We start from the raw sequence: 24,565 nt of genomic DNA, 5'->3' as shown, positions 1-24,565 counted from the left end.
AATCGTATGAGTAATTTTCAACTGGCTCTGGTCATCACCTTTGGTGTCATTCTGGTGTTGTATGTCGGCTTCAATACCTGGTCTGCCCGCCGCAACGAACCCAAGAAGCCCAAGCCCGACGAGGCTGGCGGCCCAACGCCCGTGAGCGAGGATGATGCCCGCTTTGAGCCCGGCTTTGATGGCAAGGTGGGTGGTGCCACGGGCGATCCGGTGCTGGACGCGCAACTGGGGGGACAGGGCCCGCGCCTGGGCGGCAACCTGGGCGGAAACGCCAGTGCCGATGCATTTCCTGCGGGCACCGTGGCGCGCAGCGGCAACCCTGGTACCTACCTGGGGGATCGCCAGCAGATCCTGGATGCGCTGACAGACGCCATCGCCCCCGTTCTTACCGATGGCATCGTTTCGGGCAACGCGGCCATTGCCGCCATGCCCAGCAGCTTTCGCGCGGGCAACAAGGCCTTCAATATCGAAGGCATGAACCAGGCAACGCAGACCTGGGAACTGCCCAAGGCAGGCGAGCGCTACACCGGGTTTCAGGCCGGAATCCAGCTGGCCAACCGCCATGGCCCGATGAACGAGATCGAGTTTTCCGAATTTGTCGGCAAGGTGCAGCAGTTTGCCGACACGATTGGCGCATCGCCCGACCTGCCTGACATGCTGCAGGAAGTGGCCCGTGCCCGCGAACTGGATGCCTTTGCCAGCGAACACGATGCCCAACTGGCCTTCATGCTGCGCGCCAAGCGTGCATCGTGGAGCCCCGGTTATGTGGCACAGGTTGCGGCCAAACACGGTTTTGTGCCTGCTGGCCCTGGCCGCATGGTGATGCCTTCCAGCATTGCGCAGATGCCCGCGATTCTGGCGCTGACGTATGACGCCCAGGCAGCGCTGGCAGATGATCCAGACCAGAGCGCGCTGCGTGATGTGCTGCTGAGCCTGGATGTGCCCCATGTCAGCCGCAGCGAAGCGCCTTTTGACAAGATGCGTGCCGCTGCCGAAGCCCTGTGCGCGGAGATGGACGGTGTCATCTGCGACCAGAACGGCACGCCACTGCCTGTGATGGTGGTGGACCCGATCGCGCAGGATCTGGAGAACCTGTACGACCAGCTCGAAGAGCGCGAGCTGGCAGCGGGCTCGCTGGCGGCGCGGCGTTTGTTCAGTTGATAAAAAAATGAGCTGTTGGCGCTTGTTTTCAAAGGATTTCAGATAGATTTACGTTTGAAATCCTTTTGTAGCGAGCGTGAGCGGCTATTCTTTTGACAAGGCGGGTGGGCGAAGAATGCCACCCGCCTTGTGCTTTGGAAGCAAGTCTTATGGCTGATGAATTTGACCTTTTTTCCGCTCCAGCGCACGATGCAAAAGCGCAGGCAGCTATCAAAATAAAAGCGCTGCGCGACCAATTGGTTCGCTGGGCGCACGAATACTATGTGCTCGACACGCCGAGCGTGCCCGATGGCGAATACGACCGCGTCTACCAGGAGCTGGAAGCACTGGAGAAGGCGCATCCCGAACTGGTGACCCCCGATTCGCCCACCCAGCGGGTGATCGGTGCGGTGCTCGACGGCCTGACGCCGGTACGCCATGCGGTGCCCATGCTCAGCATCCGCACCGAAACGGACAACGAGGCCAGTGGCGCCGAGGCTTTCGATGTGCGCATCCGCAAGGAATTGGGGCTGGATTCATCGGCCCCGCCGGTGGAATACGTGGCCGAGCCCAAGTTCGACGGCCTTGCCATGAACCTGCGCTACGAAAACGGCCTGCTGGTGCAGGCCACCACGCGCGGAGATGGGGAGATTGGCGAGGACGTGACGCACAACATCCGCACCATCCGCCAGATACCGCTCAGCCTGCCGCAGAACGCAGGCGTGCCCCCGGTGCTGGAAGTGCGGGGCGAAGTCTACATGCGCCGCGATGATTTCGATGCGCTCAATCGCAAGCAGGAGGCCGCAGGCGGCAAGACATTCGTCAACCCGCGCAACGCGGCGGCAGGGGCGGTGCGCCAGCTCGATTCCAACATCACCGCGCAGCGCCCGCTGTCATTTTTTGCCTATGGTGTGGGCGAGGTCACCCCCGCGGGCAGTGGTGGGCCGGATTGGCAGAACCACTACGCCATGCTGATGCAGATCAAGAGCTGGGGCTTTCCGGTGGCGCCGCAAGTCTGCCTGGCACGCGGAGCGGGCGAGCTGGTGGCCTTTCACCAGCGCATGGGGGCCGAGCGGGGCAGCCTGGGCTACGAAATCGACGGCGTGGTCTACAAGGTCAACAGCCGGGCGCAGCAGCGCGAGCTGGGTTTTGTGAGCCGCGAGCCGCGCTGGGCCGTCGCGCACAAATACCCGGCGCAAGAGATGGTGACGCGCCTGGACGGCATTGACGTCCAGGTGGGCCGCACCGGCAAGCTCACGCCTGTGGCGCGGCTGGCTCCGGTGTTTGTAGGGGGTGTCACCGTCACCAATGCCACCTTGTCGAATGTGTTTGACATCCGCAAGAAGGGCGTGCGCGTAGGCGACCAGGTGATCGTGCGCCGTGCGGGCGATGTGATTCCCGAGGTGGTGGGGCGTGTTGCCCTGGTGCCCGGTGCCGATGCGGCTTTGCAGCCCGGGCCGCGCAGCCCTTATGTGCCCAATTTTCACATGCCAGCCGCGTGCCCCATCTGTGGCAGCGCCGTGGTGCGCGAGAAGGGCGAGGCCAACCACCGCTGCACCGGCGGCCTGTTCTGCCCCGCGCAGCGCAAGGAGGCCATCCTGCACTTTGCCGCACGCCGCGCGATGGACATCGAAGGCCTGGGCGACAAGCTGGTCGACCAGCTCGTCGATGCTGGTGTGATCCGCACCTTGCCTGATCTGTACAAACTGGGGATCGCCACCCTCTCGGGCCTGGAGCGCATGGCCGAGAAATCTGCGCAGAACGTGCTGGCGGCGCTGGAGGCATCCAAGAAGACCAGCCTGCAACGCTTTCTGTTCGGCCTGGGGATTCGCCATGTGGGTGAATCCACTGCCAGGGATCTGGCCAAGCACTTTGGTGTGCTCGATGCGATCATGGACGCCTCGGTCCAAGCGCTGCTGCAGGTGAACGATGTAGGCCCGGTGGTGGCGCAGAGCATCCACACCTTTTTTGCGCAACCGCACAACCGCGAGGTGGTAGAGCAATTGCGCGCAGCCGGTGTGCACTGGGACGAGGGCGTACCCGCCGAGAAGCCGCCGCAGATTCTGGCGGGCATGACGGTGGTGCTGACCGGCACCCTGCCGACCATGGGCCGCGACGAGGCCAAGGACCTGCTCGAAGCCGCAGGTGCCAAGGTTTCGGGCTCGGTCAGCAAGAAAACCAGTTATGTGGTGGCGGGCGCCGAGGCTGGCAGCAAGCTGGCCAAGGCCGAGGAGCTGGGCGTGCCCGTGCTTGACGAGGCAGGCATGCTGCAGCTGCTCAAGACCGGTCAGGTTTGATGGCACACAAGGAATGCGCCTGGATGACCGGGTGCCGCGGCGCAGCATGGAGTGGCTTGATCGGCCTTGAAAGGACTTGTCTCATCTCAAGGTCGATGCGCAAGGTGCTTCAGCTGCCTGCATAGATCGCAAGGAGAGCAGATGAAACGGGTTCAACTTTTGGCAGCATGCGGGTTGCTCGCTGCAGCCAGCGTGCATGCGCAGGTTTATGCGCAGGGCTCCCAGCCTGGTCTTCAGGGAACTGAGGACTGCAGGCTCGCGCAGCGCGATCTGGACGCCGCACGCAGCTCCATCGCCAGAAATGAAACTGAAAAACGCGATCAGGTGAATGCGGCCATTGCCAAGGCCAATGCGGCCTGCGGCTCCAACACCGAACTCCTGCAGCCACCGGCAAAGACCGTGCAGCCCATCGCGGCGCCTAATATGCCCAATGCGCCCACCGTCATCACCAACTGCAACGCCAACTACTGCTATGACAGCCAGGGCGGAGTCTTTCGCAAATCCAGCATCCCAACATGTTGACCGGGCCCGATGGCCGCGTGTGCCATCGGTCCGGGAATGTACTCAATTGCTGAAGATTGCCGGGCCAGGGATCACAGTGCGGTGAGCGCGCTATCTGGCCTTCTTCTTTCCATCAACGCCTGCAGATGCCACAGCATTGCAGGCGGTAATGATCTTTGACCATGTGGCATTCATGTGGTCATCACGCTCTTTTTCAGTCAAGGTCTCAAAGGGTCGGGTGTTCAGTTGCGTCTCCAACTGCTCCATGGCCTCGTCACGCACCTTGTTTGATTCAAGGCGCGCGTCCACATATGCCTTGCCTGCGGCCTGGTAGGCCAGTTCCCGGTAATCTGCGGCCTTTGGAACGCCGGGCAGAGGCTTGCCCTGCGCGTACATGTGCTGAAACAGGGCTTGCGCGTTGCAAACGACCATGGCGTCTGCGAACTTCAGCGCGGGCTGGGCCTCCTGGGCTGACGCGCACAGCGCTGCGCCGCTGAGCAAAAGCGACAAAGCCAGTGAGCGAGGCCGGACAGTCATGGCGTCTGCAGCTTACTTTTTGGCCTTTTCCGGTGCCTTGTCTGCCGGTTTGGCGGCGGGTTGCTGGGCGGCGGCAAACAGCTTGCCCAGCATTTCGCGCAGCATGCCTGAGCTGCTTTTCTGCATCTGCTGGTTGATCTCGGCCTGCTTGCTTTGCATCAGTTGCGCATGCGGGGATTGGGGGCCCAACTCCAGCAAGGATTTGAGCTGGGGCTCGCTGAAGGTCTGCGCATAGGCATTGGCCAACTGTGCATCCCATTGTTTCTGGTATTGCGGCACCACCTGGCGGGCAGCAGCCATCAGCTGCTGCTGGGCCTGTTGCGCGCCCATCTTGTCGACCAGCATCTGGTAATCGGGTGATTTGGCCGCCAACTGCAAGGCCACTTTGGGCAGGGTGTGTCCGAGCTTGTATTTTTCGACCATGGCCTGGGCCATGTCAACCAGCTTGGCGGCATGGCTGGCTGGCAGAACGCCTGCATAGAGGCCCACCAGCGCAAGGCTCGAGGCAGCGGTGCGGACAAATTGGCGGCGGGATGGGGACAGAGGCATGGACGGTATTCCTTCGAGATTCTGATGCATGGTGTCTGGCGCGGGGGCTGCTAACCTGCCGGTGCTGCTAGCGCATTTCCTTTGGCGGTTCCAGATCGACGGCATGGAAGCCAAACGCGCCCCGCTTGCGGTCTTCAAAGTAGCGCTTCAGGGTTACCTTGACGGTGCGGAAGGCAATGTCGTCCCATGGGATTTCCGCTTCGGTGAACAGCCGCGCCTCCATCGTCTCCCAGCCAGGGTTGAATTCGCTGCTATTGAGTTGCGCCAGGTAAAAGAGATGCACCTGGCCGACATGGGGCACGTTGATGACGGAGAACAGCGGCCCCAGGGTGATGTCTGCACCGGCTTCCTCGTCGGTTTCTCGCGCGGCGCCTGCGCCCGTGGTTTCGCCCAGCTCCATGAAGCCTGCGGGCAGCGTCCAGTAGCCCTTGCGCGGCTCTATATTGCGCTTGCATAGCAGCACCCGGTCGCTCAGGTAAGGCACCGTGCCAACCACGTTGAGCGGGTTTTCATAATGGATGACGCGGCAGGCGGGGCAGACGGCGCGGATCTTGGTGTCGCCATCGTCGGGAATGCGGTGCTCTACCTTGGTGCCGCATTGGCGGCAGTAATCAACGGGGGCGCGAGATGTCATGGGCGCTATTGTGCGCTATTGGTGGGGTTGTGCAGCGGGTGGTTGCAAAATGGCTACCCCCTGTTGGCCGAGCGCATGCAGTACAGTAAAAAGCCACCGCAGAGGGTGGCCTTGTGAGCGGATGCCGGCAATTACCCCAGCTGGATCTTGAGCGATGGCAGGCCGGTAACGCCGCCTTCGAGCACATCGCCCTTGACGACGGCGGCCACGCCTTCGGGGGTGCCGGTGAAGATCAGATCACCTGCCTGCAGCTCCCAGGCCTGCGACAGCACTTCGATGGTTTCTGCAATGTTCCAGATCAGCTTGCTCACGTTGCTGCGCTGGCGCTCGGCGCCATTGACCTGGAGCCAGATGTCTGCATTGTTCACATCACCCGCCTGGGCTGCGGGCACCAGGGGTGCGATGGGGGCGCTGGCTTCAAAGGCCTTGCCGATCTCCCAGGGGCGACCCTGTTTCTTCATCTCGCCCTGCAGGTCGCGGCGGGTCATGTCCAGGCCCACGGCGTAGCCCCAGATGTGCTGGGCAGCGTTGGCAGCCGAGATGTTCTTGCCCCCCTTGCCAATGGCCACCACCAGCTCGATCTCGTGGTGCAGGTTGCTGGTGAGTGTGGGGTAGGGCACTGGGCCTGTGGTACCTGCGGCAACCGGCACGATGGCGTCGGCGGGCTTCATGAAGAAGAATGGCGCTTCACGGCCGGTAAATCCCATCTCCTTGGCGTGCTCTTCGTAATTGCGGCCCACGCAATAGATGCGGTGCACGGGGAACAGGTCGCTGCTGCCGTGAACGGGCACACTGGCTTGCTGAGGCGCGGGAATGACGTAGTGGCTCATGCTGGTCTCGGTTGGCGGCGCGCAGGGCGCCTGTTCATGGAACAAAGAATGGATGCAAAAAATTATCGGGCAAAAAGGGCTGAGGGCCGTGTAAAGCCACGCCTTGGCTTGTACGCCTCCTTGCAGCCACTGTCATGCGCGCGACTGGCTGTTGGTTGTGTGCACAATTGCCCAATTGCCTGCGGTATGCTGTGCAGCCATGAAGCTGCACAACTATTTCCGCTCCTCGGCGTCTTACCGCGTGCGCATCGCACTCCATGCCAAGGGCTTGCCCTACGACTATGTGCCGGTGCATCTGGTCAAGGGCGAGCACCGCGCCCCTGCATTTGCCAGCCATATGGGCGATGCGCTGGTGCCCGCACTGGAGACCGAAGATGGCCAGTGGCTCAACCAGTCGCTCGCCATCATCGAATGGCTGGAAGAGACCTACCCGGATACCCCGACGCTCCTGCCTGGCAATGCCCTGGCGCGTGCCCGTATCCGTGCACTGGCCTTGCAAGTGGCTTGCGAGATCCATCCCATCAATAACCTGCGCGTGCTGGGGTACCTGAAGAACGCGCTGGGCCAGAGCGAAGAGGCGAAGAACGCCTGGTACCAGCACTGGTGCCGCGCCGGGCTGGAGGCCTTTGAGCGCCAGCTGGCGCTCTTGGCTGCCGAGCGCAAGGCGCAGGGCCTGCCGCCTTCCACCTTCTGCTGGGGCGATAGCCTGACCCTGGCCGATTGCGCGCTGGTGCCGCAGATCTTCAATGCGCAGCGCTTCAACGTCGATCTGCAGGGCCTGCCGCTCACCATGGCGGCCTACCAGGCGGCCTTGGCGACAGATGCCGTGCAGAAAGCCCAGCCTTCGGCCTGCCCGGACGCACAGGCGTGATGGAGCCCGCCAAGATGGATAACGCCTTCCCCCAAGACTGGATCGTTCCCGATTGGCCTGCGCCCGCTCGCGTGCATGCCTTGTGCACCACCCGCAAGGGCGGGTCCAGCACCGGGCTCTTTGGCACCACCAACCTCAGCCTGAATGTGGGTGATGAGGCCACGCATGTGCTGCAGAATAGAGCGCTTCTTGCGCAAGCCATGCGGTCGCTTGAAGCCCAAAATGCCTCGAAAGGCATAGCGGGCGGTGCCGTCACTGCCGCATCGCCCAGCCAGCCGGTATTTGTGCGCCAGGTGCACGGTACCGATGTGAAATACATCGACCAGTGCGCCACCAGCGGGCAGGATGCCGATGCCAGTGTGAGCGACACCCCTGGCATGGGTTGCGCAGTGATGGCTGCCGATTGCCTGCCGGTGATCTTCTCGCACGCCAATCTGCCCGTGGTGGGCGCGGCGCATGCGGGGTGGCGGGGGCTCGTCGGCCAGGGCGGTGTCGGGGTGCTGGAAACCTGTTTTGCCGCCTATGCCGAACTGGTGCGCAAGCACCTGGGCGAGGATATGAGCCATGCAGACATTGCCGCGCAGACGCTGGCATGGCTGGGCCCCTGCATCAGCCAGCCTGAATTCGAGGTGGGCCCGGAAGTGCAGGCAGCCTTTGTGGAGCATGATGCCAGCGCTGCGGCCTTCTTTGCGGCTGGCAAGCCGGACAAGTTCCAGGCGGATCTGAGCGCACTGGCCCGCCACCGCCTGCAGCGCCAGGGCATCACCCAGCTCTACGGCAACGACAGCAGCCCTGCATGGTGCACGGTGCGCAATCCGGAGCGGTTCTTTTCGCACCGCCGCGATGGCGTGCCCGGTGTGCAAGGCGGCTCGGGCCGCTTTGCGGCTTGCGTGTGGGTAGCTTGAGGGGCGCAGTGCTTCAAATCACATAAAAGATATCTGTAGTGATCTTTTTTGGAGAAATGATCTCTATAGGTGTCTTTTTCTTTCGCTGATGTGGTGCTGAAATGAATACTTTTATACTCATTTTTATGAAAAAGAGTATGATGTGATGCATGACGGATGCATTGATTGATTCCTTGGCGGCCAGCCGCAAGGCCCAGAACATCACCCAGGCCCAGTTGGCCGAGCGTGCAGGCTTGTCTCGCATGGCCGTGCAGCGCACCGAAACCGGCGATGTGGACCCGCGCTACTCCACCGTGGCCGAGATGGCGCGCGTGCTGGGCATGCAGCTGGTGGCCGTGCCGGCCGATCTGGTACCTGCGCTACAGGCCTTCATCCAGTCGGGCGGCAAGTTCCTGGGCCAGCCGGCAGGGGCCGACGCGCCGCCTTCGGTGGTGGAGAGCATCGCCGCCGAGCCAAGAGGCCCGGCCAATCCGGCAAAGGCACGCTGACCAACGCCCGCGTATCGCCATGTCCACTTCCATCCGCTACCTGCGCCTGTACATGCACCAGCCTGTGGCCATGGGAGGCGGGCGCCGCGCAGTCGGTTACCTATCGCAGTACGGCGATGTGCTGCGCGTCTCGTTCGAGGCCGATTACATCGCCGATGCGCAGCGCCCCACCTTGTCACTGAGCTATCTGGGCGGCAGCGAGGCCGATACCCGAGCCATCCTCTCATCCGCCCGCGATGCGCGCCTGGTGCGCACGGATGGGCGCTGGCCCGTGTACTTTCAGAACTTGCTGCCCGAGGGTCACAACCGCGAACGCCTGGCCGCCGAGCGCGGCTGCTCGCCCGATGATGAGTTCGAGCTGCTGGCCGCCGCTGGGCATGACCTGATGGGAGCGCTGGAGGTGGAGCCCGTGCCACAGGGCGAAGCCATTCCTGATGTGGTGCGGCACTGGCACACCACGCAGGGGCTCGATGTGCTGGAGCCCGGATTTGTGGAGTTTCCGGTGGCCGATGCGGCGTCGCTGCCCGGCATCGTCACCAAGTTCAGTGCGGTACAGGACGGCCGCCGCTACACCGTGCACCGCAAGGGCGCGGCGGGCAGCGTCATCCTCAAGCTTCCCAGCACGGCGCATCCCGATCTGGTGGCCAACGAATACAGCTGCTACCGCCTGTGCCAGGCGCTGGGTTTGACCACGGCAGATGCCCAGGTCATCACCCGCGCGCAAGCCGATCTGCCCGAACATGTGCCGTTTGACGAGATTCTGGCCGTGCAGCGCTTTGACCACCTGCCCGATGGCAGCCGCGTGCACATGGAAGAGTTCAACCAGGCGCTGGGCTACGCGCCGCGCCACAAATATGGCAAGGGCCTGCAGCAGGACTGGCCCACGATGCTGCGCGTGCTTGACCGCCTGAGCCCCGAGCCCGTGGCCGACACGCGCGAGTTTCTGGCGCGCACCATCGCCGCCATTCTGATGGGCAATACCGACGCGCACCTGAAGAACTGGGCGCTCATCTACCCCGATGCCCGCCAGTCGCGCCTGGCACCCGTCTATGACTGTGTATGCGTTGCAGCCTTTTTTCCGGGCTCGCCGCCACAGCAGTACGCGGTGAACAAGGCAATTGATGCCTCCATGCGTGCCTTGAGCTGGGACGATGTGGAGGCGCTGGTCAAAGCTGCGGGCCTGCTGCGCGCGTCGCGCCATGTGGCGCTGCTCAAGGACGTGGTGCGCCGGGCGCAGGCGCAGTGGCCCGCCTTGCTCGCCGATGCACCGGCTTCCATGCGCGAGGCGGTAGAAGAGCGCCTGCGCGGCGGTGTGAAGCTGGCCATGGCCTGAGCAGGGGAGCGCGGTGATGGCTGCAAGCGGTGGTTGCAGGTCTGTTCAACCCTTTGCTTCCAGCTTTTTGCCTTAGTTCTTGACTCTCGGCACACGCCCCATCAGGTAGAACGCCTCATTGGGTTGCATGCCCGCAAAACTGGCCATGCGGTTCGAGAGGCCGAAAAACGCGGTGATGGCCGCAATGTCCCAGATATCCTCGTCATCAAAGCCGTGCGGGTGCAGCGCGTCGAAATCGGCGTCGTTGATTTCCTGCGAACGGGTGCAAACCTTCATTGCAAAATCCAGCATGGCGCGCTGGCGGGGGCTGATGTCGGCCTTGCGGTAGTTGACGGCCAGCTGGTCGGCCAGGAGCGGCGCCTTTTCGTAAATGCGCACGAGCGCGCCATGGGCCACCACGCAGTACAGACATTCGTTGTGCGCGCTGGTCACCGTCACGATCATCTCGCGCTCGGCCTTGGTCAGAGAGCTGTCCTCGCGCTCCATCAAGGCGTCGTGGTATGCAAAAAACGCGCGCCATTCTGCAGGGCGGCGGGCAAAGGCGAGGAACACGTTGGGGATGAAACCTGCCTTTTCCTGCACCTGCAGGATTCGCTCCTGGATATCTGGCGGCAGGGTGTTGAGATCGGGCAGGGGGTAGCGGGGTTTGGACGCCATGGCAAATCTCCTTAGAACGCATTCTTGTTGCACTGAGACGCATCATAAGCGGCTGCAAGCTGCCGGGCTGTCCCGGGAATGCTGATGGCGATGTGTAATAAACGCTCCGTTTTTGAGAGCGGTCTGCGCTTTTGCAATGGGTGCGGCAAGGATGATTTGCATGTAACAACCCTGCTGGCTTCCTGTCTGGAGGCGCAGGTTGTCGGGGGCGGCACATTTTGGTCGTAATATGTGCGCCAATTGCAGTGGGTGAGAATCATCCCGATTTAGACCCGCTGACACAACCCTTGATACGTCGTTGCTTGGTTGGGAGCGCCTAGCTGGGGGCGCCTAGCTGGGGGCGCCTAGCTGGGAGCGCCAGGCTTTGTCGTACGCCTGTACTGCCTGCGGCTTTGCCTGGTGCGGCCCGGCCTGACGCGGCCCGGCCTGACGCGGCCCGGCCTGACGCGGCCCGGCCTGACGTGGCCCGGCGCCTCGTATCAATCGCAAATCTACGATTTGCTGGGTTGTGTTAGCGGCTCTTGGAGTTGCAGGGACAGCGCCTTGTATGCCTTCGCGCACGGGTAATGCTCAGCGGCTCTTTGGCATACAAGGGGCCAGCCGCGCTGCACCACATAGACCGTAGAAAGACATGGGCCGCCGTTGCGCCTCGGGCATGCCGGGCGCGAGGCGGTTCCGCCATAACAATCATGCTGGTTCCGTTTTTGATCATGCTGCGCGAGGGCATCGAAGCCGCGCTGATCGTTGGCATCATTGCCAGTTTCCTTCGCCATACGGACCGCGCCGCGTTGATGCCTGCCGTATGGGCGGGGGTCTTCTTTGCGCTGGGCCTGTCGCTGTTTGCGGGGGCTGGCCTGCAGTGGATGGCCGCAGAGTTTCCGCAGAAGCAGCAGGAGCTGTTCGAGGCCGTGGTGGGCTTCATTGCCGTGGGCATGCTGACAGGCATGGTGTTCTGGATGCGCAAGGCCGCGCGCTCCATCAAGAGCGAGTTGCAAGCCTCGGTGGACAAGGCGCTCTCCACCTCTGGCAGCGCCAGCTGGGCGCTGATCGGCATGGTGTTCCTTGCGGTGGCGCGTGAGGGGCTGGAATCCGTCTTCTTCCTGCTGGCCATCTTTCAGCAAAGTACGGGTTGGGGGGCGGCGGTGGGCGCGCTCGCTGGTATCGCGCTGTCCATCCTGTTGGGCGTGGGCCTGTACAAGGGTGGGGTGCGCATCAACATGCGCCAGTTTTTCCGCTATACCGGCGTTTTCATCCTGCTGGTGGCCGCAGGCCTGCTGGCAGGCGCCGTGCGCCGCCTGCACGAAGCAGGGGTGTGGAACCATTTGCAGCAAGTGGTGTTTGACAGCAGTGCGGTATTGCCGGAAGACAGCGCGCTGGGCGTGGTGCTTGGCGGCTTGCTGGGCTATATGCATGCACCCGTGCAGGGCGAGGTGCTGGCGTGGGCTGCGTATCTTGTGGTCACGCTGGCGATGTTTTTCTGGCCGGCCCAAGCTGTTCCCGCTGTAAAACCAAGTGTGCCCGCGGCAGATCTGGCAACACAAAGCACGCCGCACGCCAGCGCCACGCAGCCAGCTTCGCTGGGTGGCGTGGTACTGGGCAGCGTGCTCGTGCTGGTACTGGGCGCTGCGGCTTTCTGGCAGGCGGCAGTTTCCTCGCAGTCTGCAGCCAAGCCGGGCGGCGACGGCTCGCCTGCTGCCGCAGCGGCTGCCGATGTGCCCCAGGTCACCATTGAAATCAGCCAGGGTAGGTGTACGCCCAATGCCGTCAGCGTGCCTGCGGGCAAGGTGCAGTTTCGCATCGTCAACAAGGGCGAGCGCGCGCTGGAGTGGGAGATTCTGGACGGCGTGATGGTGCTCGAAGAGCGCGAGAACATTCTGCCGGGCCTGTCGCAGACGCTGACGGCGCGCCTCGCGCCGGGCCAGTACCAGATGACCTGCGGTTTGCTCAACGCACCACGCGGCACCTTGACTGTCACCCCATCGGACGCTTTCAAGGCCGAAGCTGCCAAGCCGCCGGTGACGGCCTTCATTGGTGCGCTGGCCGAGTACCAGGTGTACTTGTTGACCGAGGTGGCCAGCCTGCAGGATATGCTGCAGGCACTGCCGCAGCGCCTGCAGCCGGCTGGCGATGCCGCGCAGCAGGCGCCCGCCGACGGCTATCCGGCCGATGCCCTGCAACTGGTGGCCCTGGCACGCGGTCAGTACCAGAAGCTGGTGCCATTGGCCGCGCAATTTGGCGACCTCAATGCCCGCATTGATGCGCGCGCCGCCGATTTCGCATTGCGCGACAAGGACCCTGCTTTTGTGGGTCTGCACCGCATTGCAGTCGGCCTGAAAGCCGCAGAGGGCGCAGAGCAATTGCTGCCGCTCATCACCAGCCTGCAGCAGGATGTGGAGCAGCTGGCCCAACGTCTGGGCGACGCCACCCTGCAACCGCAAAACCTTGCCACCAACAGCGCCAAGGCGCTGGAGCGCGCGTCCACCTTGATTCCGGGCGAGGCCACCACACCCGAGGAGGGGCGGTGGGCTCTGCAGTTTGTACGCGGCAGCCTGGCAGCAGCAGACAAGACCCAGCAACTGCTGGCTCCGGTGCTGGCCAATGCCAATCCGGCACTGCTGCAACAATTGCAGGCCAGCCTGGAGAAGGTGCGCCAGCTGCTGGCAGACCAGGGCGTTTCCGCCGATGAAGCGCAAGCAGCCACCACTCCCGGCGTATTGCTCAACCCCGTGCAATGCCAGAATCTGGCGCAGGCGCTGTACCAGGCGTCACAGAGCATGGGCAAAATCAATATGGCCTTGGGTCTGCAGCCATAGTCTTTTACCGATAACACACGAGAAAATAAAGGGCCGCCATGTCTTTCTTTAAAAACAGAAACGATTCTCAGTCAAGCGCTGAGGGTGCAACTGCTGCCGATGCCCGCGATAGGGCATCCGCGGCGACCAGCAGCCGTCGCCGCTGGCTGGGCGAGGCTGCAGGCGTGGTTGGGGCGGGTGTGCTGGCAGGCATGCCGGCGCGCCAGGTCGCGGCCCAGGCTCCTGCGAGTGCGCCAGTGCACCCGCAGGTAGCCGATGCGCCGCACACCACCACTTCGCAGCAGCGTGTGCCGTTCCATGGTCTGCACCAGGCAGGCGTCGTCACGCCGCGTCCGTTGGCGGGCATGGTGGCCAGTTTTGATGTGCTGGCCGACAACAAGGCCGATCTGGAGCGGCTTTTCAAGACCCTCACTGAGCGCATCCGCTTTCTGACCGAAGGGGGCGCGCAGCCGGTGGTTGATCCCAGGCTGCCGCCAGCGGGCTCGGGCATCCTCGGGCCGGTGGTGCAGCCCGATGCGCTGACTGTGACCGTTGCCGTGGGCAGCAGCCTGTTTGAGAAGCGCTATGGCCTCCAGGGTCTTGCGCCCAGGCACCTGACGCCCATGCGCCAGCATCCCAACGATGCGCTGGTGCCTGCGCTGTGCCATGGCGATCTGTCCATCCAGTTCTGCGCCAACACGCCAGACACCAATATCCATGCGCTGCGCGACATCATCAAGAACCTGCCCGATCTGCTGATGATGCGCTGGAAGCAGGAGGGGACGGTGCCGCCCATACCTGCCGCCGCTGGCAAGGCGCCAGAGAGCGCGCGCAATTTCCTCGGTTTTCGAGATGGCTCGGCCAACCCGGATTCGGACAACGATGCGCTGATGCGCCGCATCGTCTGGGTGCAGGCTGGCAGCGACGAGCCCGCCTGGGCCGAAGGCGGCAGCTACCAGGTGGTGCGCATCATCCGCAATTTCGTCGAGCGCTGGGACCGCACGCCGCTGCAGGAGCAGGAGGCGATCATGGGCCGCGACAAAAACAGCGGCGCACCGCTCGATGCGCGCGACAAAACCGAGCACGATATACCCGATTACACCGCCGACCAGGAGGGCAGCAAAACCCGGCTGGATGCGCACATCCGCCTTGCCAACCCCCGCGGCCATGGCAGCGAGGCCAACCTCATCCTGCGACGTCCGTTCAATTACTCCAATGGCGTCACCAAATCCGGCCAGCTGGAGATGGGCCTGCTCTTCATCTGCTACCAGGCTGATCTGGACAAGGGCTTTGTCACCGTCCAGAAGCGGTTGGATGGCGAGCCGCTGGAGGAATACATCAAACCCATTGGCGGCGGCTTCTTTTACGTGCTGCCGGGCGTGCGCGATGCGCAGGACTGGCTGGGCCGCAGTCTGCTGGCTGCAGCAAAGGCATAGCTTCCACGGTATCGACAGAATTAATGATTAAATCGGCCTTTTGCGCACACCGTTCATGCGCGAGATGCTATTGAATTGATAGTTTGAAAGGACAAGAAAACATGCTCGCACGTCGTCATTTCCTGCAAGGCCTGGCGTTTTTTGGCAGCGTATCGGTCACAGCCGCTCCCGCGTGGGCGGCCGAGGGTGTCTCGGCCCTCGATCTGGTCAAGCCGCTGGCCGAATACAAGCTGTATGTGAGCGCCAATCTGCGCGAACTCGTCAAAGGCGTGCAGGCTTTCACCGATGCCGTCAAGGCAGGCAAGATTGACGAAGCCAAAAAGCTCTACGCCCAGGTGCGCCGCCCCTATGAGCGCATCGAACCCATTGCCGAGCTGTTTGCCGACCTGGACAAAAGCATCGATGCCCGCGCCGACGACCATGAGCAGGGTGAAAAAAGCCCCGATTTCATCGGCTTTCACCGCATCGAATATGGCCTGTGGGTGCAAAAATCCACCAAGGGCCTCGCCCCTGTGGCCGACAGGCTGCTGGCCGATTGCAAGGAGCTGCAAAAGCGCGTGATCACGCTCACCTTCCCGCCCGAGAAAGTGGTGGGTGGCGCTGCGGTGCTGATTGAAGAGGTGGCAGCCACCAAGATATCGGGCGAGGAAGAGCGCTACAGCCACACCGACCTGGACGACTTCCAGGCCAACTTTGAGGGCGCCGACAAGATTTTCGAGCTGCTGCGTCCGCTGGTCGAGAAAAAGGACAAGGCCTTCGCTGACAAGACGGCCGCCAACTTCAAGACCGTTTTCGATGTGCTGGCCAAATACCGCAAGCCCGATGGCAGCTTTGAGCTCTACACCAAGCTGAGTGAACGCGACCGCAAGGTGCTGGCTGGCAAGGTCAATACCTTGGCCGAAGACCTCTCCAAGCTGCGCGGCATGCTGGGTCTGAACTGAGGCGCTCACCGCATCAATAATTTTGCTACTGAATCAATAGCTTCCAGTGCCCTGCAAGTGGGCGCCGGAAGTGATTTATCTGCAATTCATGCACTGCATTCGGGCTGGATGGGTGCCATGCTGCACGACAATAGCTCCCATCCAAGATCAATGACAGCAACAGACAGCATATGAGTGACGCAGAAAAGGGCACCGACTGGGCCGCATGGAGCCGCGAGGCCGTCGAGATGATGGTGGCGCGCAACGCCGAATGGCCCAAACAGTTTGGCCTGCAGGCATCGCCCGGCTTTCGCTGGGATCTGGACAGCGCTACGCTGGTGTTGCAGGGCCCTCTGCATGAGGTGATCGCCACGGTCTGTTTGGTGGGCACCACCAGCGACAGCGAAGGCAGCTTTGTCTGGAGCTGGGCCAACGAGGCCATTCCGCGCCAGCACGGCGAGGCACTGGAGGTGGTGCACGATTTTGGCCGCGAACACCACCTGGCCCTGCTGACCACGGCACGCATCCCCGGCGGCCGCCCCGAAGCCACCGAATGCCTGTGCATCGCCGCCCGGCTGCAGCGCGCAGCTGGCACATTCATCGACAAGCAAGGGGAGGTGACCTTGTACTTTACCATCCTGCACCTGCAGGTAGCGATGGGCGAGAACCAGCTGCCCAATTGATCCTGGCGCAGCAGATGTGGGCGTTCGTGCTGTTCTGATAGCGCTCGGGCAGCGCGCCTGGAATCCATGAATGCATGAAAAAACGCCCCAGCGGGCGTTTTTGAAGACGGGCCGAAACGCAAGGTTTCGGCCGGGTGCTGAAATTATTTCTTCAGATCGAATCGATCCAGCTCCATCACCTTGGTCCAGGCAGCGACGAAGTCGCCTACAAACTTCTGCTGGTTGCCAGCTTCGGCATAGACTTCGGCAACCGCGCGCAGGATGGCATTGCTGCCAAAGACCAGATCCACGCGGGTGCCGGTCCACTTCTTGGCGCCGCTCTTGCGGTCTACGCCTTCGTAAGTGCCGTCTTCCAGCGCCTTCCACTGGGTACCCATGTCCAGCAGGTTGACGAAGAAGTCGTTCGTCAGCTTGCCGGGGGTGTGGGTCAGCACGCCATGCTGGCTGCCGCCGGTGTTAATGTTGATGGCGCGCAGGCCGCCGATCAGTACGGTCATTTCAGGGGCCGTCAGGTTCATCAACTGGGATTTGTCGATCAGCAGAGATTCAGCAGAAGCAGGGAGATGGCCTTGCAGGTGGTTGCGGAAACCATCTGCCTTGGGCTCCAGGTATTTGAAGGAGTCGGCATCGGTTTCCTCGGCGGTGGCGTCACCGCGTCCGGGGCTGAACGGTACGGTCACTTTCACGCCTGCGTCGGCAGCAGCCTTCTCTACACCGGCGTTGCCTGCAAGCACGATCAGGTCGGCCATCGAGATGCGCTTGTCGCCATCTGCCGCCTTGTTGAATTCGCGCTGAATGCCTTCCAGCACGGACAGCACCTTGGCCAGTTGCTCGGGCTGGTTGACCTGCCAATCCTTCTGCGGCGCGAGGCGGATGCGGGCACCGTTGGCGCCACCGCGCATGTCGGAGCCGCGGTAGGTGGCCGCCGATGCCCAGGCCGTGCCTACCAGCTCCTGCACAGTGAGGCCCGATGCCAGTACCTTCGCCTTCAGGGCGGTCACATCATCGCTGTTGACCAGCGGGTGCTTGACGGCAGGGATCACGTCTTGCCAGATCAGGGCTTCCTTTGGCACTTCGGGGCCCAGGTAGCGGCTGACCGGGCCCATGTCGCGGTGGGTCAGCTTGAACCAGGCGCGGGCAAAGGCTTCGGCAAAGGCCTGGGGGTTTTCCAGAAAGCGGCGCGAGATTTTCTCGTAGGCAGGGTCCATGCGCAGCGACAGGTCGGTCGTCAGCATGGTGGGCTTCTTGTTGGGGCCGCCGTGGGCGTCGGGGATGACATCGCCCGCATCCTTGGCCACCCACTGGATCGCGCCTGCAGGGCTCTTTTCCTGCACCCATTCGTACTTGAACAGGTTTTCGAAGAAGAAGTTGCTCCATTGTGCAGGGGTCTGCGTCCAGGTCACTTCCAGGCCCGAGGTGATGGCATCGCGCCCGGAGCCGCTGCCAAAGCTGCTCTGCCAGCCCAGGCCCTGTGCTTCGAGGTCGCAACCTTCGGGCTCCTTGCCGACGTGGCTGGCGGGGCCTGCGCCGTGGGTCTTGCCAAAGGTGTGGCCGCCAGCGATCAGAGCCACGGTTTCCTCATCGTCCATCGCCATGCGGGCAAAGGTGTCGCGGATGTCGCGGGCTGCGGAGATGGGGTCGCCATTGCCGTCCGGGCCTTCGGGGTTGACGTAAATCAATCCCATCTGCACGGCAGCCAGCGGGTTTTCCAGATCGCGCTCGCCGCTGTAGCGGCTGTTGGGGTTATTGGTGGGGGCGAGCCACTCCTTCTCGGCGCCCCAGTACACGTCATGGTCTGGCTCCCAGGTATCGACTCGGCCGCCGGCAAAGCCGAAGGTGCGGAAACCCATGCTCTCCAGCGCCACGTTGCCGCACAGGATCATCAGATCGGCCCAGGAGATGCGATTGCCGTATTTCTGTTTGATGGGCCACAGCAGGCGGCGCGATTTGTCGATGTTGACGTTGTCGGGCCAGCTGTTGAGTGGTGCAAAGCGCTGCTGTCCACGGCCTGCGCCGCCTCGCCCGTCCTGCACGCGATAGGTGCCAGCGGAGTGCCAGGCCATGCGGATGAACTGCGGGCCATAGTGGCCGAAGTCAGCGGGCCACCAATCCTGGGAGTCGGTCATCAGTGCCCGCAGGTCGCGCTTGAGGCCTTCATAGTCGAGCTTGCCGAACTCCTTGGCGTAGTCGAAATTGGAGCCCATGGGGTTGCTTTTGCTGTTGTGCTGGCTGAGCAGATCCACACGCAGTGCAGTGGGCCACCAGTCCCTGTTGGAGGTGCCGCTGCGCGGTTGCTGGGCGGTATGGAAAGGGCACTTGGATTCAGTCGTCATGGGGAGTTCTCCGATTCAAACTTGCAGGAACGCTGACGACCTTGCGGCGACAGCAACGGGGCAATGGCGGGCACGTGTTTTGCCATTGGTTGCTGATGATTATGCGATTGCAGTCGCTTGGGGTGTGTGCTTTGCCGATTGAATATACCCAAGTGCACCATTAAGAAAATCAAGCGCTTGGGTCGTGCGAATAGGCTTCAAGAATCCGCCCGGCACCAAAATGGAAACGGCCGCATTGCGGCCGCTCCAAAGAGAATGATGAAGGCGCCCGTCTCTACCTGCGCACGTCCTTGACGAGTGTGCTTTTGCCAAACAGGCTTTGCACCAGATCGACCACCAGCTCAGCGGTCTGGTTGCGCAGGTCGAGCGCCGGATTGAGCTCGACGATATCGATCGAGCCCAGCAGGCCGGTGTCGGCAATCATCTCCATGCACAGCTGCGCTTCGCGGTAGTTGGGGCCGCCGCGCACCGTGGTGCCGGTGCCGGGAGCGATCTCGGGGTCGAGAAAATCCACGTCAAAGCTCAGGTGCAGGTGGGTGGTGGCAGGGTCTGCACCCTGCAGCGGCGCCAGCGCTCGCAGCATGGTCTCACGCATGCCCAGCTCATCAATGGCGCGCATGTCGAACACATCGATGTTGTGGGTCTTGATGAGGTGCTTTTCCTGGTCATCCACGCTGCGCAGGCCGATCTGGCACAGCGATTGCTCTCCCAAAGCGGGCGCAAAACCCGCCAGGTGGGTGAGCTCGCGCGGGCCCAGGCCGCTCAGGCACGCCACGGGAATGCCGTGGATGTTGCCGGAGGGCGATGTCTCGGGCGTATTGAAATCGGCATGGGCATCGAGCCACAGCACATACAGGCGTTTGCCTGCTGCCTTGCAATGGCGCGCCACCGCGCTGATGGAGCCCACGGCCAGGCTGTGGTCGCCGCCCAGCATCAGCGGCATGCGGCCTGCGGCCAGCTCGGCGTGCACGGCGTCGTGCACGGTCTGGTTCCAGGCCACGGCTTCTTCAAAATTGCGCAGATTGCCGTGTGCCGCATCGCGTGGGTGGCGGTGGTTGGCTGGCCCGGCCAGGTTGCCCACGTCGCGTACATCGCAGCCCAGCTCGGCCAGGGCCGGGCCCAGTTGCGCCACGCGCAGTGCGTCCGGCCCCATGGCGGCGCCCAGGCGGCCTGCGCCGATGTCGGTGGGGGCTCCTATCAAGCTGATGGCGGTAGAGTTGTGCATATCAGGCAGTTGCAGCAGTCGTTGTCAATGGGTTGGGGGCAGGGCTGCCTGTGTGCAGCACGCCAAACAGATCCTTGGGATCGGCCAATTGTGGCAGCAGCGGCAGAGGCTGCAGCACACCATGCTTTTGCGCCAGGGCGTGCAGGTAGCGCATGGCAGAGTAGTCTTCCAGCGCAAAGCCGACGGAGTCGAACACGGTGATCTCATCATCGCGCTGCCGCCCCGGTGCCTTGCCGTGCAATACCTGCCACAGCTCGGTCACGGCAAAATCGGGGCCCATGTGCTGGATTTCGCCTTCGATACGGCTTTGCGGCGCAAACTCCACAAACACGCTGGCGTCCGGCAGGATGGCGGCGTCGAGTTCGGTCTTGCCCGGGCAGTCGCCGCCCACGGCGTTCAGATGCATTCCGGGCTGCACCATGGCGCGGGTCAGGATGGTTGCATTGGTCTTGTCGGCCGTCACCGTGGTCACGATATCGGCGCCGTCTGCGGCATGGGCTGCGCTGTCGCATACCGTCACCTGCACTTGCGGTGCATGGGCCTGCAGGTGGCGCACCAGCTTGTCGGTGGCAGCACGGTCGATGTCAAACAGGCGCAGCGCCTGGATACCCATCAAGCCAATGAATGCCAGCGCCTGAAACTCGCTCTGCGAGCCGTTGCCGATCAGGGCCATGGTACGGCTGTTTGCACGCGCCAGGCGTTTGGCTGCCATCACGCTGGTAGCGGCGGTGCGCAGGGCGGTGGTCAGCGTCAGCTCCGACAGCAGCACCGGCGCGCCGGTATCGGCACGCACCAGGGCGCCAAACGCCATGATGGAGGGAAGGCCGCGCTGTGGGTTCTTGGGGTGGCCGTTGACGTACTTGAAGGCGAAATGGTCGGCATCGGCCACGGGCATTAGCTCCATCACGCCGTCGCGGGTGTGCTGGGCAAGGCGCGCGGTTTTGTCGAAATCCTGCCAGCGGGTGAAGTCTTCTTCGAGAGTGCCCACCAGGCCATCCAGCAACGGCGTGAGGCCGATGCGGCGCACCAGTTCGGCGGCGGCATCGGTGCTGAGGAAGTCAACGGTTGCAGTGTAGTGATGGCTGGTGCTGGTCATGATTTGCTCCTTGTTTTATAGCTCTTGGCGCCCAGTGCATGGGCGCTGGCAGCTGCCACCAGTGTGGCGCAGGGCAAAAACAAAGCAAAGTGCAAAAAATGGTAGAAAATGTCAGCTCGTAAAGCAAAATGTAGGCAAGCATTGTGCAATTTGACAAAACTGACCAGGCCTTGATCAGCATGCTGCGGCAAAACGCGCGCGAAAGCGTGGCCACGCTGGCCAGCAAGCTGGGCGTGTCGCGCGGCACTGTCACCAACCGCATGGAGCGGCTGGAGCGCGAAGGCCTGATCGTGGGCTACAGCGTGCGCTTGCGCCCCGATGTGCAGCCCGAGGTATTGCGTGCCTGGATGAGCATCGAGATCGTGGGCAACGACACGCGCCGGGTGATGGCGTCCTTGCTGGGCGAGCCGGGCGTGGCGGCGCTGCACAGCACCAATGGCCGCTGGGATCTGCTGGCTGAGCTGCAGGTGGCGAGCCTGGAGGAGCTATCGCGCGTGCTGGAGCGCATCCGGCTCATCAAGGGCATCAGCAACAGCGAAACCAGCATCCATCTGGAGAGCTTTCGCGTCTCTTGAAACCCGTCAGTCGAGCAGAAAACCCAGGGCGGCGCGCAACTGCCCGGCCGCATGCTGTTCGATCACCGTGTCGTGCGCCAGCACGATGCGCTGCACCGGCCAGTTGCAGATCACCTGTGCGGCTGCGCGTGCTGCCGCCTTGTCGCGGATGGCAAATCGCACGGCCCGTGGCATGGCCAGGCGGCTGCGTGTGCCGTTCAGGCTGTTGAACAGGCGCGCGGACAGCGACAGATCCTGCGGGTAGTACTGCAGCACATCGGTCACGATCAGGCTGCCGCTGGGCTGGTGCAGCCACACGCATTCGTTCAGCAGCGGAATGCCGCCCATGCATTGCATCTGCAACTGGCTGTGCCAGGCGAGGGGCGTGGTGGCATCGTTCAACTGTGGGGGCAGGGTTTGCAGTTGCAGCAGATCGTGCCGCTTGGATGCGAGCCCAGGTGCGCCCCACAACTGTGCCTGCGGATAGAACGGCAGCCAGTCGCCTGCATACAGGTGGTGCATGCGGTTGGGCGCCACCACCCAGGCCACGTTGCCCAGGGTATCGAGTGCGGCGCGCAACTGCGGCGTGGGCGCCACGGGCGAATGCAGCCACAGTTGGTTGCCCGCAAGCCGGGCAACCGTCATGCGCGTGCGCAGCGGCAGGCCTTGCACGCTGATGCGCTGTTGCGCGCTCCACAAATCAGGCGCCAACGGTGTCAGAGGCAAGGGATTGCTAGGCGATGGGTGAGGCGACATGGCAGTCAATGGACAGGTGCGGAAGCGCCGCAGAATTTTAGGGGCCGGGCAGGCGAGAAAGTCCAGCCCAGTGTATGGGCAGAATGGCACATGCCAGCCTGGTTGATCCCTTCAGAGCGGAAGACGCAGCCGCAGGCTCCTCTGCAAAGCTTTCTGCCACGGGCTGAATGCGGTCTCGGGCGATCCGCGCCCCCTCGCATCCTTCCCGCAAAGCGATTGTCGCGGGGCGGGGGGAGATCGTAAACACGTTCTTATACGCCAGATCGTATAGGCAGAATCGTGGTCTTTTTGTATATACATTCAAGCATGTATGTTAAATTTGACATGAGTTAAGCTACGGTTCAATCTGAGATCGAGAGAGTAGACCGGAGTCCCTGCAAAGGAGTGGCAGATGCACTATGACGTGGTAATTGTGGGCGGTGGCGCCGGCGGCCTGGAGTTGGCCGCGCAGTTGGGGCGCAAGCTGGGAGGGCGCGAAGGCCGCGAGCGCGTGCTGCTGGTGGACAAGATGCCCTTCCATATCTGGAAACCCACTTTGCACGAGGTGGCGGCAGGCACGCTGGATGCGCACCAGGAAGGGCTTTCCTATACCGTGCTGGCCCGGCGCAACCATTTCAGCTTTGTGATGGGCGAGTTCATGGCGCTCAATGCAGCGCAGCAAAGCATTCGCCTCGCGGCCATCACCAATGAGGCGGGCAAGGAGGTGGTGCCCGAGCGCAGCATTGGCTACCGGCATCTGGTGCTCGCGCTGGGCAGTGGCTCCAATTCCTTCGGCACACCGGGTATCGAGAACGCCTATCTGCTGGAGAGCGTGCGCGACGCGCAGCGCTTCCATGCCGACTGGCTCAGCGCCTGCGCCCACGCCTCGTATGCCGAACCACGCTCGCTGTCAGTGGCCATTGTGGGGGCAGGTGCAACGGGCGTGGAGCTGTCGGCCGAGCTGCTGGAGGCGCACACCATGCTGCAGGAGAGCCAGGGCAGCAGCCAGCGCTTTCGACTGGAGATCAACCTGATCGAAGGAGGCGACCGCATTCTGGGTGGTTTGCCGCCACGCATATCGGAGCAGGCTGCGACCGCACTGGAGCGCAAGGGCGTGCGCGTGATGACGGGCACCCGCGTGCAGGCGCTGGAGCCGGGCGAAGTCATCACGCCAGATGGCCCGGTTGCGGCAGATCTGATCGTCTGGGCCGCCGGTATCAAGGCGTCCGATCGCAATGCGTTACTGGGCCTGGAGGTCAATCGCATCAACCAGCTGGTGGTGGATGACCGCCTGCGCACCAGCGCGCCGCAGGTCTATGCCCTGGGCGACTGCGCTGCAACACCCTGGGTGGATGGGAAGACCGTGCCCGCCCGCGCGCAGGCCGCGCACCAGCAAGGCAGCTATCTCACCCAGGTTCTGTACGCGGCGCTGAAGGAAGGGCGCTTTGACGAGCCTTTCGTCTACAAGGATTTTGGCTCGCTGGTCTCGCTGGGCGACAACAAGGGGGTGGGCAATCTGATGGGCGGCCTGTCTGGCAAGAACTTCTTCGTGCAGGGGTTGGTTGCCAAGTGGATGTACATGTCGCTGCACCTGATGCACCACCGCGCCATTCTGGGAACCGTCAAAACAGCGGTGCTGGCCCTGGCTCGTTTGCTGCAGCAGCGGGTATCTGGCCGCATGAAGCTGCACTGAGCGAGTGCGATGCGGGGGGCGTGAGCAAGAGGCCATTCGCTCTGCGTCCACCCCGCGCTGTGCTGCAAGCGGCTCCAGAGAGTTTTGCAGAGCGGCCTTAGATCAAACCCTTGGAGGGTCAGGATGTGAAATGTCTCCAGCTTGCTTGGATGGAACTGTTCATCGCGACGGTCTTTTTGAACACTACGCTCTGATCCAAATTAAGACCTGATCAATTCTCAGAATTGCCACAATTTCATCTATGAAAATTGAAATGTAAATAGGCTTTGTTGCACAAATCCGGGCCGCAGCGGTAGTAGGCTCGGATGATGAGTGAGACGAACTGGGGTCGGCGCAAGTACCGCACCACAAACTGG

General features: G+C 62.8%; 22 protein-coding genes. 13 read left to right on the top strand and 9 right to left on the bottom strand.

The genetic code is table 11. The annotated features are described in order from the left end of the window. Positions 1 to 6: 6 nt before the first annotated feature. The 3 genes from HNP33_RS19270 (at position 7) to HNP33_RS19260 (ending at position 3,959) form a co-directional block, all read left to right on the top strand. Positions 7 to 1,161, top strand: a complete 1,155-nt coding sequence (locus HNP33_RS19270; protein ID WP_184711492.1) for a cell division protein ZipA C-terminal FtsZ-binding domain-containing protein — start codon at positions 7 to 9, stop codon at positions 1,159 to 1,161. A 149-nt stretch (positions 1,162 to 1,310) separates the two neighbouring features. Then, the gene (ligA, locus tag HNP33_RS19265; RefSeq protein ID WP_184711491.1) at positions 1,311 to 3,437 is read left to right on the top strand and encodes an NAD-dependent DNA ligase LigA; all 2,127 of its coding nucleotides are present in this window, start codon (positions 1,311 to 1,313) and stop codon (positions 3,435 to 3,437) included. A 141-nt stretch (positions 3,438 to 3,578) separates the two neighbouring features. Beyond that, entirely contained in the window at positions 3,579 to 3,959 is a 381-nt protein-coding gene (locus tag HNP33_RS19260) for a hypothetical protein (RefSeq protein ID WP_184711490.1), read from the top strand. Positions 3,960 to 4,049: 90 nt separating this feature from the next. Here HNP33_RS19260 and HNP33_RS19255 read toward each other — a convergent pair whose 3' ends face one another. The 4 genes from HNP33_RS19255 to HNP33_RS19240 all read right to left on the bottom strand — a co-directional run bounded on the left by HNP33_RS19255 (position 4,050) and on the right by HNP33_RS19240 (position 6,488). Next, positions 4,050 to 4,475: a hypothetical protein gene (locus tag HNP33_RS19255; RefSeq protein WP_184711489.1), complete on the bottom strand. Its 426-nt coding sequence runs from the start codon at positions 4,473 to 4,475 to the stop codon at positions 4,050 to 4,052. Positions 4,476 to 4,487: 12 nt separating this feature from the next. Continuing rightward, positions 4,488 to 5,024 (bottom strand): hypothetical protein, encoded by a 537-nt coding sequence (locus HNP33_RS19250; RefSeq protein ID WP_184711488.1) that lies wholly within the window; start codon positions 5,022 to 5,024, stop codon positions 4,488 to 4,490. A gap of 67 nt (positions 5,025 to 5,091) precedes the next feature. After that, positions 5,092 to 5,658: an NUDIX hydrolase gene (locus HNP33_RS19245; RefSeq protein WP_184711487.1), complete on the bottom strand. Its 567-nt coding sequence runs from the start codon at positions 5,656 to 5,658 to the stop codon at positions 5,092 to 5,094. Positions 5,659 to 5,789: 131 nt separating this feature from the next. Beyond that, the gene (locus HNP33_RS19240; protein WP_184711486.1) at positions 5,790 to 6,488 is read right to left on the bottom strand and encodes a fumarylacetoacetate hydrolase family protein; all 699 of its coding nucleotides are present in this window, start codon (positions 6,486 to 6,488) and stop codon (positions 5,790 to 5,792) included. Between the two features lie 199 nt (positions 6,489 to 6,687). Between HNP33_RS19240 and maiA the strand changes: the two genes are divergently transcribed. The 4 genes from maiA (at position 6,688) to HNP33_RS19220 (ending at position 10,085) form a co-directional block, all read left to right on the top strand. Then, positions 6,688 to 7,359 carry a maleylacetoacetate isomerase gene (gene maiA, locus HNP33_RS19235; protein ID WP_184711485.1) on the top strand — a complete coding sequence of 224 codons (672 nt, stop codon included), beginning with the start codon at positions 6,688 to 6,690 and terminating at the stop codon, positions 7,357 to 7,359. 14 nt (positions 7,360 to 7,373) lie between these two features. After that, positions 7,374 to 8,264 carry a polyphenol oxidase family protein gene (locus HNP33_RS19230; RefSeq protein WP_184711484.1) on the top strand — a complete coding sequence of 297 codons (891 nt, stop codon included), beginning with the start codon at positions 7,374 to 7,376 and terminating at the stop codon, positions 8,262 to 8,264. Between the two features lie 149 nt (positions 8,265 to 8,413). Next, positions 8,414 to 8,752, top strand: coding sequence for a helix-turn-helix domain-containing protein (locus HNP33_RS19225; RefSeq protein WP_184711482.1), 339 nt, complete (start codon positions 8,414 to 8,416; stop codon positions 8,750 to 8,752). A 19-nt stretch (positions 8,753 to 8,771) separates the two neighbouring features. Further along, a complete protein-coding gene (locus HNP33_RS19220; protein ID WP_184711480.1) occupies positions 8,772 to 10,085 on the top strand; it encodes a type II toxin-antitoxin system HipA family toxin in 1,314 nt (437 codons plus the stop codon). A 72-nt stretch (positions 10,086 to 10,157) separates the two neighbouring features. On the opposite strand, the gene HNP33_RS19215 is transcribed toward HNP33_RS19220, so the two are convergent. After that, positions 10,158 to 10,742 (bottom strand): peroxidase-related enzyme, encoded by a 585-nt coding sequence (locus HNP33_RS19215; protein WP_184711478.1) that lies wholly within the window; start codon positions 10,740 to 10,742, stop codon positions 10,158 to 10,160. A gap of 689 nt (positions 10,743 to 11,431) precedes the next feature. Here HNP33_RS19215 and efeU point away from each other — a divergent pair. From efeU to HNP33_RS19195, 4 genes are all read left to right on the top strand, one after another. Further along, a complete protein-coding gene (gene efeU / locus HNP33_RS19210) occupies positions 11,432 to 13,555 on the top strand; it encodes an iron uptake transporter permease EfeU (RefSeq protein WP_184711477.1) in 2,124 nt (707 codons plus the stop codon). Positions 13,556 to 13,593: 38 nt separating this feature from the next. Next, positions 13,594 to 14,970 carry an iron uptake transporter deferrochelatase/peroxidase subunit gene (gene efeB, locus HNP33_RS19205; protein WP_184711475.1) on the top strand — a complete coding sequence of 459 codons (1,377 nt, stop codon included), beginning with the start codon at positions 13,594 to 13,596 and terminating at the stop codon, positions 14,968 to 14,970. 101 nt (positions 14,971 to 15,071) lie between these two features. After that, on the top strand, positions 15,072 to 15,911 hold the full coding sequence (efeO, locus tag HNP33_RS19200; RefSeq protein ID WP_184711473.1) for an iron uptake system protein EfeO: 840 nt from the start codon (positions 15,072 to 15,074) through the stop codon (positions 15,909 to 15,911). A 170-nt stretch (positions 15,912 to 16,081) separates the two neighbouring features. After that, positions 16,082 to 16,573, top strand: coding sequence for a DUF6882 domain-containing protein (locus tag HNP33_RS19195; protein WP_184711471.1), 492 nt, complete (start codon positions 16,082 to 16,084; stop codon positions 16,571 to 16,573). A 143-nt stretch (positions 16,574 to 16,716) separates the two neighbouring features. Here HNP33_RS19195 and katG read toward each other — a convergent pair whose 3' ends face one another. The 3 genes from katG to HNP33_RS19180 all read right to left on the bottom strand — a co-directional run bounded on the left by katG (position 16,717) and on the right by HNP33_RS19180 (position 21,227). Continuing rightward, positions 16,717 to 18,906 carry a catalase/peroxidase HPI gene (gene katG / locus HNP33_RS19190; RefSeq protein ID WP_184711469.1) on the bottom strand — a complete coding sequence of 730 codons (2,190 nt, stop codon included), beginning with the start codon at positions 18,904 to 18,906 and terminating at the stop codon, positions 16,717 to 16,719. A gap of 274 nt (positions 18,907 to 19,180) precedes the next feature. Beyond that, entirely contained in the window at positions 19,181 to 20,131 is a 951-nt protein-coding gene (gene rocF, locus HNP33_RS19185; protein ID WP_184711467.1) for an arginase, read from the bottom strand. Position 20,132: 1 nt separating this feature from the next. Beyond that, complete coding sequence (locus HNP33_RS19180) at positions 20,133 to 21,227, bottom strand: ornithine cyclodeaminase (RefSeq protein WP_184711465.1); 1,095 nt, start codon at positions 21,225 to 21,227, stop codon at positions 20,133 to 20,135. Positions 21,228 to 21,370: 143 nt separating this feature from the next. Here HNP33_RS19180 and HNP33_RS19175 point away from each other — a divergent pair, with 143 nt between their 5' ends. Further along, complete coding sequence (locus HNP33_RS19175; RefSeq protein WP_184711463.1) at positions 21,371 to 21,802, top strand: Lrp/AsnC family transcriptional regulator; 432 nt, start codon at positions 21,371 to 21,373, stop codon at positions 21,800 to 21,802. A 6-nt stretch (positions 21,803 to 21,808) separates the two neighbouring features. On the opposite strand, the gene HNP33_RS19170 is transcribed toward HNP33_RS19175, so the two are convergent. Further along, on the bottom strand, positions 21,809 to 22,537 hold the full coding sequence (locus HNP33_RS19170; RefSeq protein WP_184711461.1) for a DUF4336 domain-containing protein: 729 nt from the start codon (positions 22,535 to 22,537) through the stop codon (positions 21,809 to 21,811). A 391-nt stretch (positions 22,538 to 22,928) separates the two neighbouring features. Here HNP33_RS19170 and HNP33_RS19165 point away from each other — a divergent pair, with 391 nt between their 5' ends. Then, complete coding sequence (locus HNP33_RS19165; protein WP_184711459.1) at positions 22,929 to 24,209, top strand: NAD(P)/FAD-dependent oxidoreductase; 1,281 nt, start codon at positions 22,929 to 22,931, stop codon at positions 24,207 to 24,209. Positions 24,210 to 24,565 lie beyond the last annotated feature (356 nt).

This window comes from Comamonas odontotermitis, assembly GCF_014207855.1.
Classification (GTDB): Bacteria; Pseudomonadota; Gammaproteobacteria; order Burkholderiales; family Burkholderiaceae_C; genus Comamonas; species Comamonas odontotermitis_A.
This window is presented reverse-complemented; position numbering and strand designations above follow the sequence as displayed.

Excerpts from the sequence above, each read along its gene's own strand:
- HNP33_RS19270 (WP_184711492.1), top strand. The coding sequence starts at position 7 with ATGAGTAATTTTCAACTGGCTCTGGTCATCACCTTTGGTGTCATTCTG.
- ligA (WP_184711491.1), top strand. The coding sequence starts at position 1,311 with ATGGCTGATGAATTTGACCTTTTTTCCGCTCCAGCGCACGATGCAAAA.
- HNP33_RS19260 (WP_184711490.1), top strand. The coding sequence starts at position 3,579 with ATGAAACGGGTTCAACTTTTGGCAGCATGCGGGTTGCTCGCTGCAGCC.
- HNP33_RS19255 (WP_184711489.1), bottom strand. The coding sequence starts at position 4,475 with ATGACTGTCCGGCCTCGCTCACTGGCTTTGTCGCTTTTGCTCAGCGGC.
- HNP33_RS19250 (WP_184711488.1), bottom strand. The coding sequence starts at position 5,024 with ATGCCTCTGTCCCCATCCCGCCGCCAATTTGTCCGCACCGCTGCCTCG.
- HNP33_RS19245 (WP_184711487.1), bottom strand. The coding sequence starts at position 5,658 with ATGACATCTCGCGCCCCCGTTGATTACTGCCGCCAATGCGGCACCAAG.
- HNP33_RS19240 (WP_184711486.1), bottom strand. The coding sequence starts at position 6,488 with ATGAGCCACTACGTCATTCCCGCGCCTCAGCAAGCCAGTGTGCCCGTT.
- maiA (WP_184711485.1), top strand. The coding sequence starts at position 6,688 with ATGAAGCTGCACAACTATTTCCGCTCCTCGGCGTCTTACCGCGTGCGC.
- HNP33_RS19230 (WP_184711484.1), top strand. The coding sequence starts at position 7,374 with ATGGATAACGCCTTCCCCCAAGACTGGATCGTTCCCGATTGGCCTGCG.
- HNP33_RS19225 (WP_184711482.1), top strand. The coding sequence starts at position 8,414 with ATGACGGATGCATTGATTGATTCCTTGGCGGCCAGCCGCAAGGCCCAG.
- HNP33_RS19220 (WP_184711480.1), top strand. The coding sequence starts at position 8,772 with ATGTCCACTTCCATCCGCTACCTGCGCCTGTACATGCACCAGCCTGTG.
- HNP33_RS19215 (WP_184711478.1), bottom strand. The coding sequence starts at position 10,742 with ATGGCGTCCAAACCCCGCTACCCCCTGCCCGATCTCAACACCCTGCCG.
- efeU (WP_184711477.1), top strand. The coding sequence starts at position 11,432 with ATGCTGGTTCCGTTTTTGATCATGCTGCGCGAGGGCATCGAAGCCGCG.
- efeB (WP_184711475.1), top strand. The coding sequence starts at position 13,594 with ATGTCTTTCTTTAAAAACAGAAACGATTCTCAGTCAAGCGCTGAGGGT.
- efeO (WP_184711473.1), top strand. The coding sequence starts at position 15,072 with ATGCTCGCACGTCGTCATTTCCTGCAAGGCCTGGCGTTTTTTGGCAGC.
- HNP33_RS19195 (WP_184711471.1), top strand. The coding sequence starts at position 16,082 with ATGAGTGACGCAGAAAAGGGCACCGACTGGGCCGCATGGAGCCGCGAG.
- katG (WP_184711469.1), bottom strand. The coding sequence starts at position 18,906 with ATGACGACTGAATCCAAGTGCCCTTTCCATACCGCCCAGCAACCGCGC.
- rocF (WP_184711467.1), bottom strand. The coding sequence starts at position 20,131 with ATGCACAACTCTACCGCCATCAGCTTGATAGGAGCCCCCACCGACATC.
- HNP33_RS19180 (WP_184711465.1), bottom strand. The coding sequence starts at position 21,227 with ATGACCAGCACCAGCCATCACTACACTGCAACCGTTGACTTCCTCAGC.
- HNP33_RS19170 (WP_184711461.1), bottom strand. The coding sequence starts at position 22,537 with ATGTCGCCTCACCCATCGCCTAGCAATCCCTTGCCTCTGACACCGTTG.
- HNP33_RS19165 (WP_184711459.1), top strand. The coding sequence starts at position 22,929 with ATGCACTATGACGTGGTAATTGTGGGCGGTGGCGCCGGCGGCCTGGAG.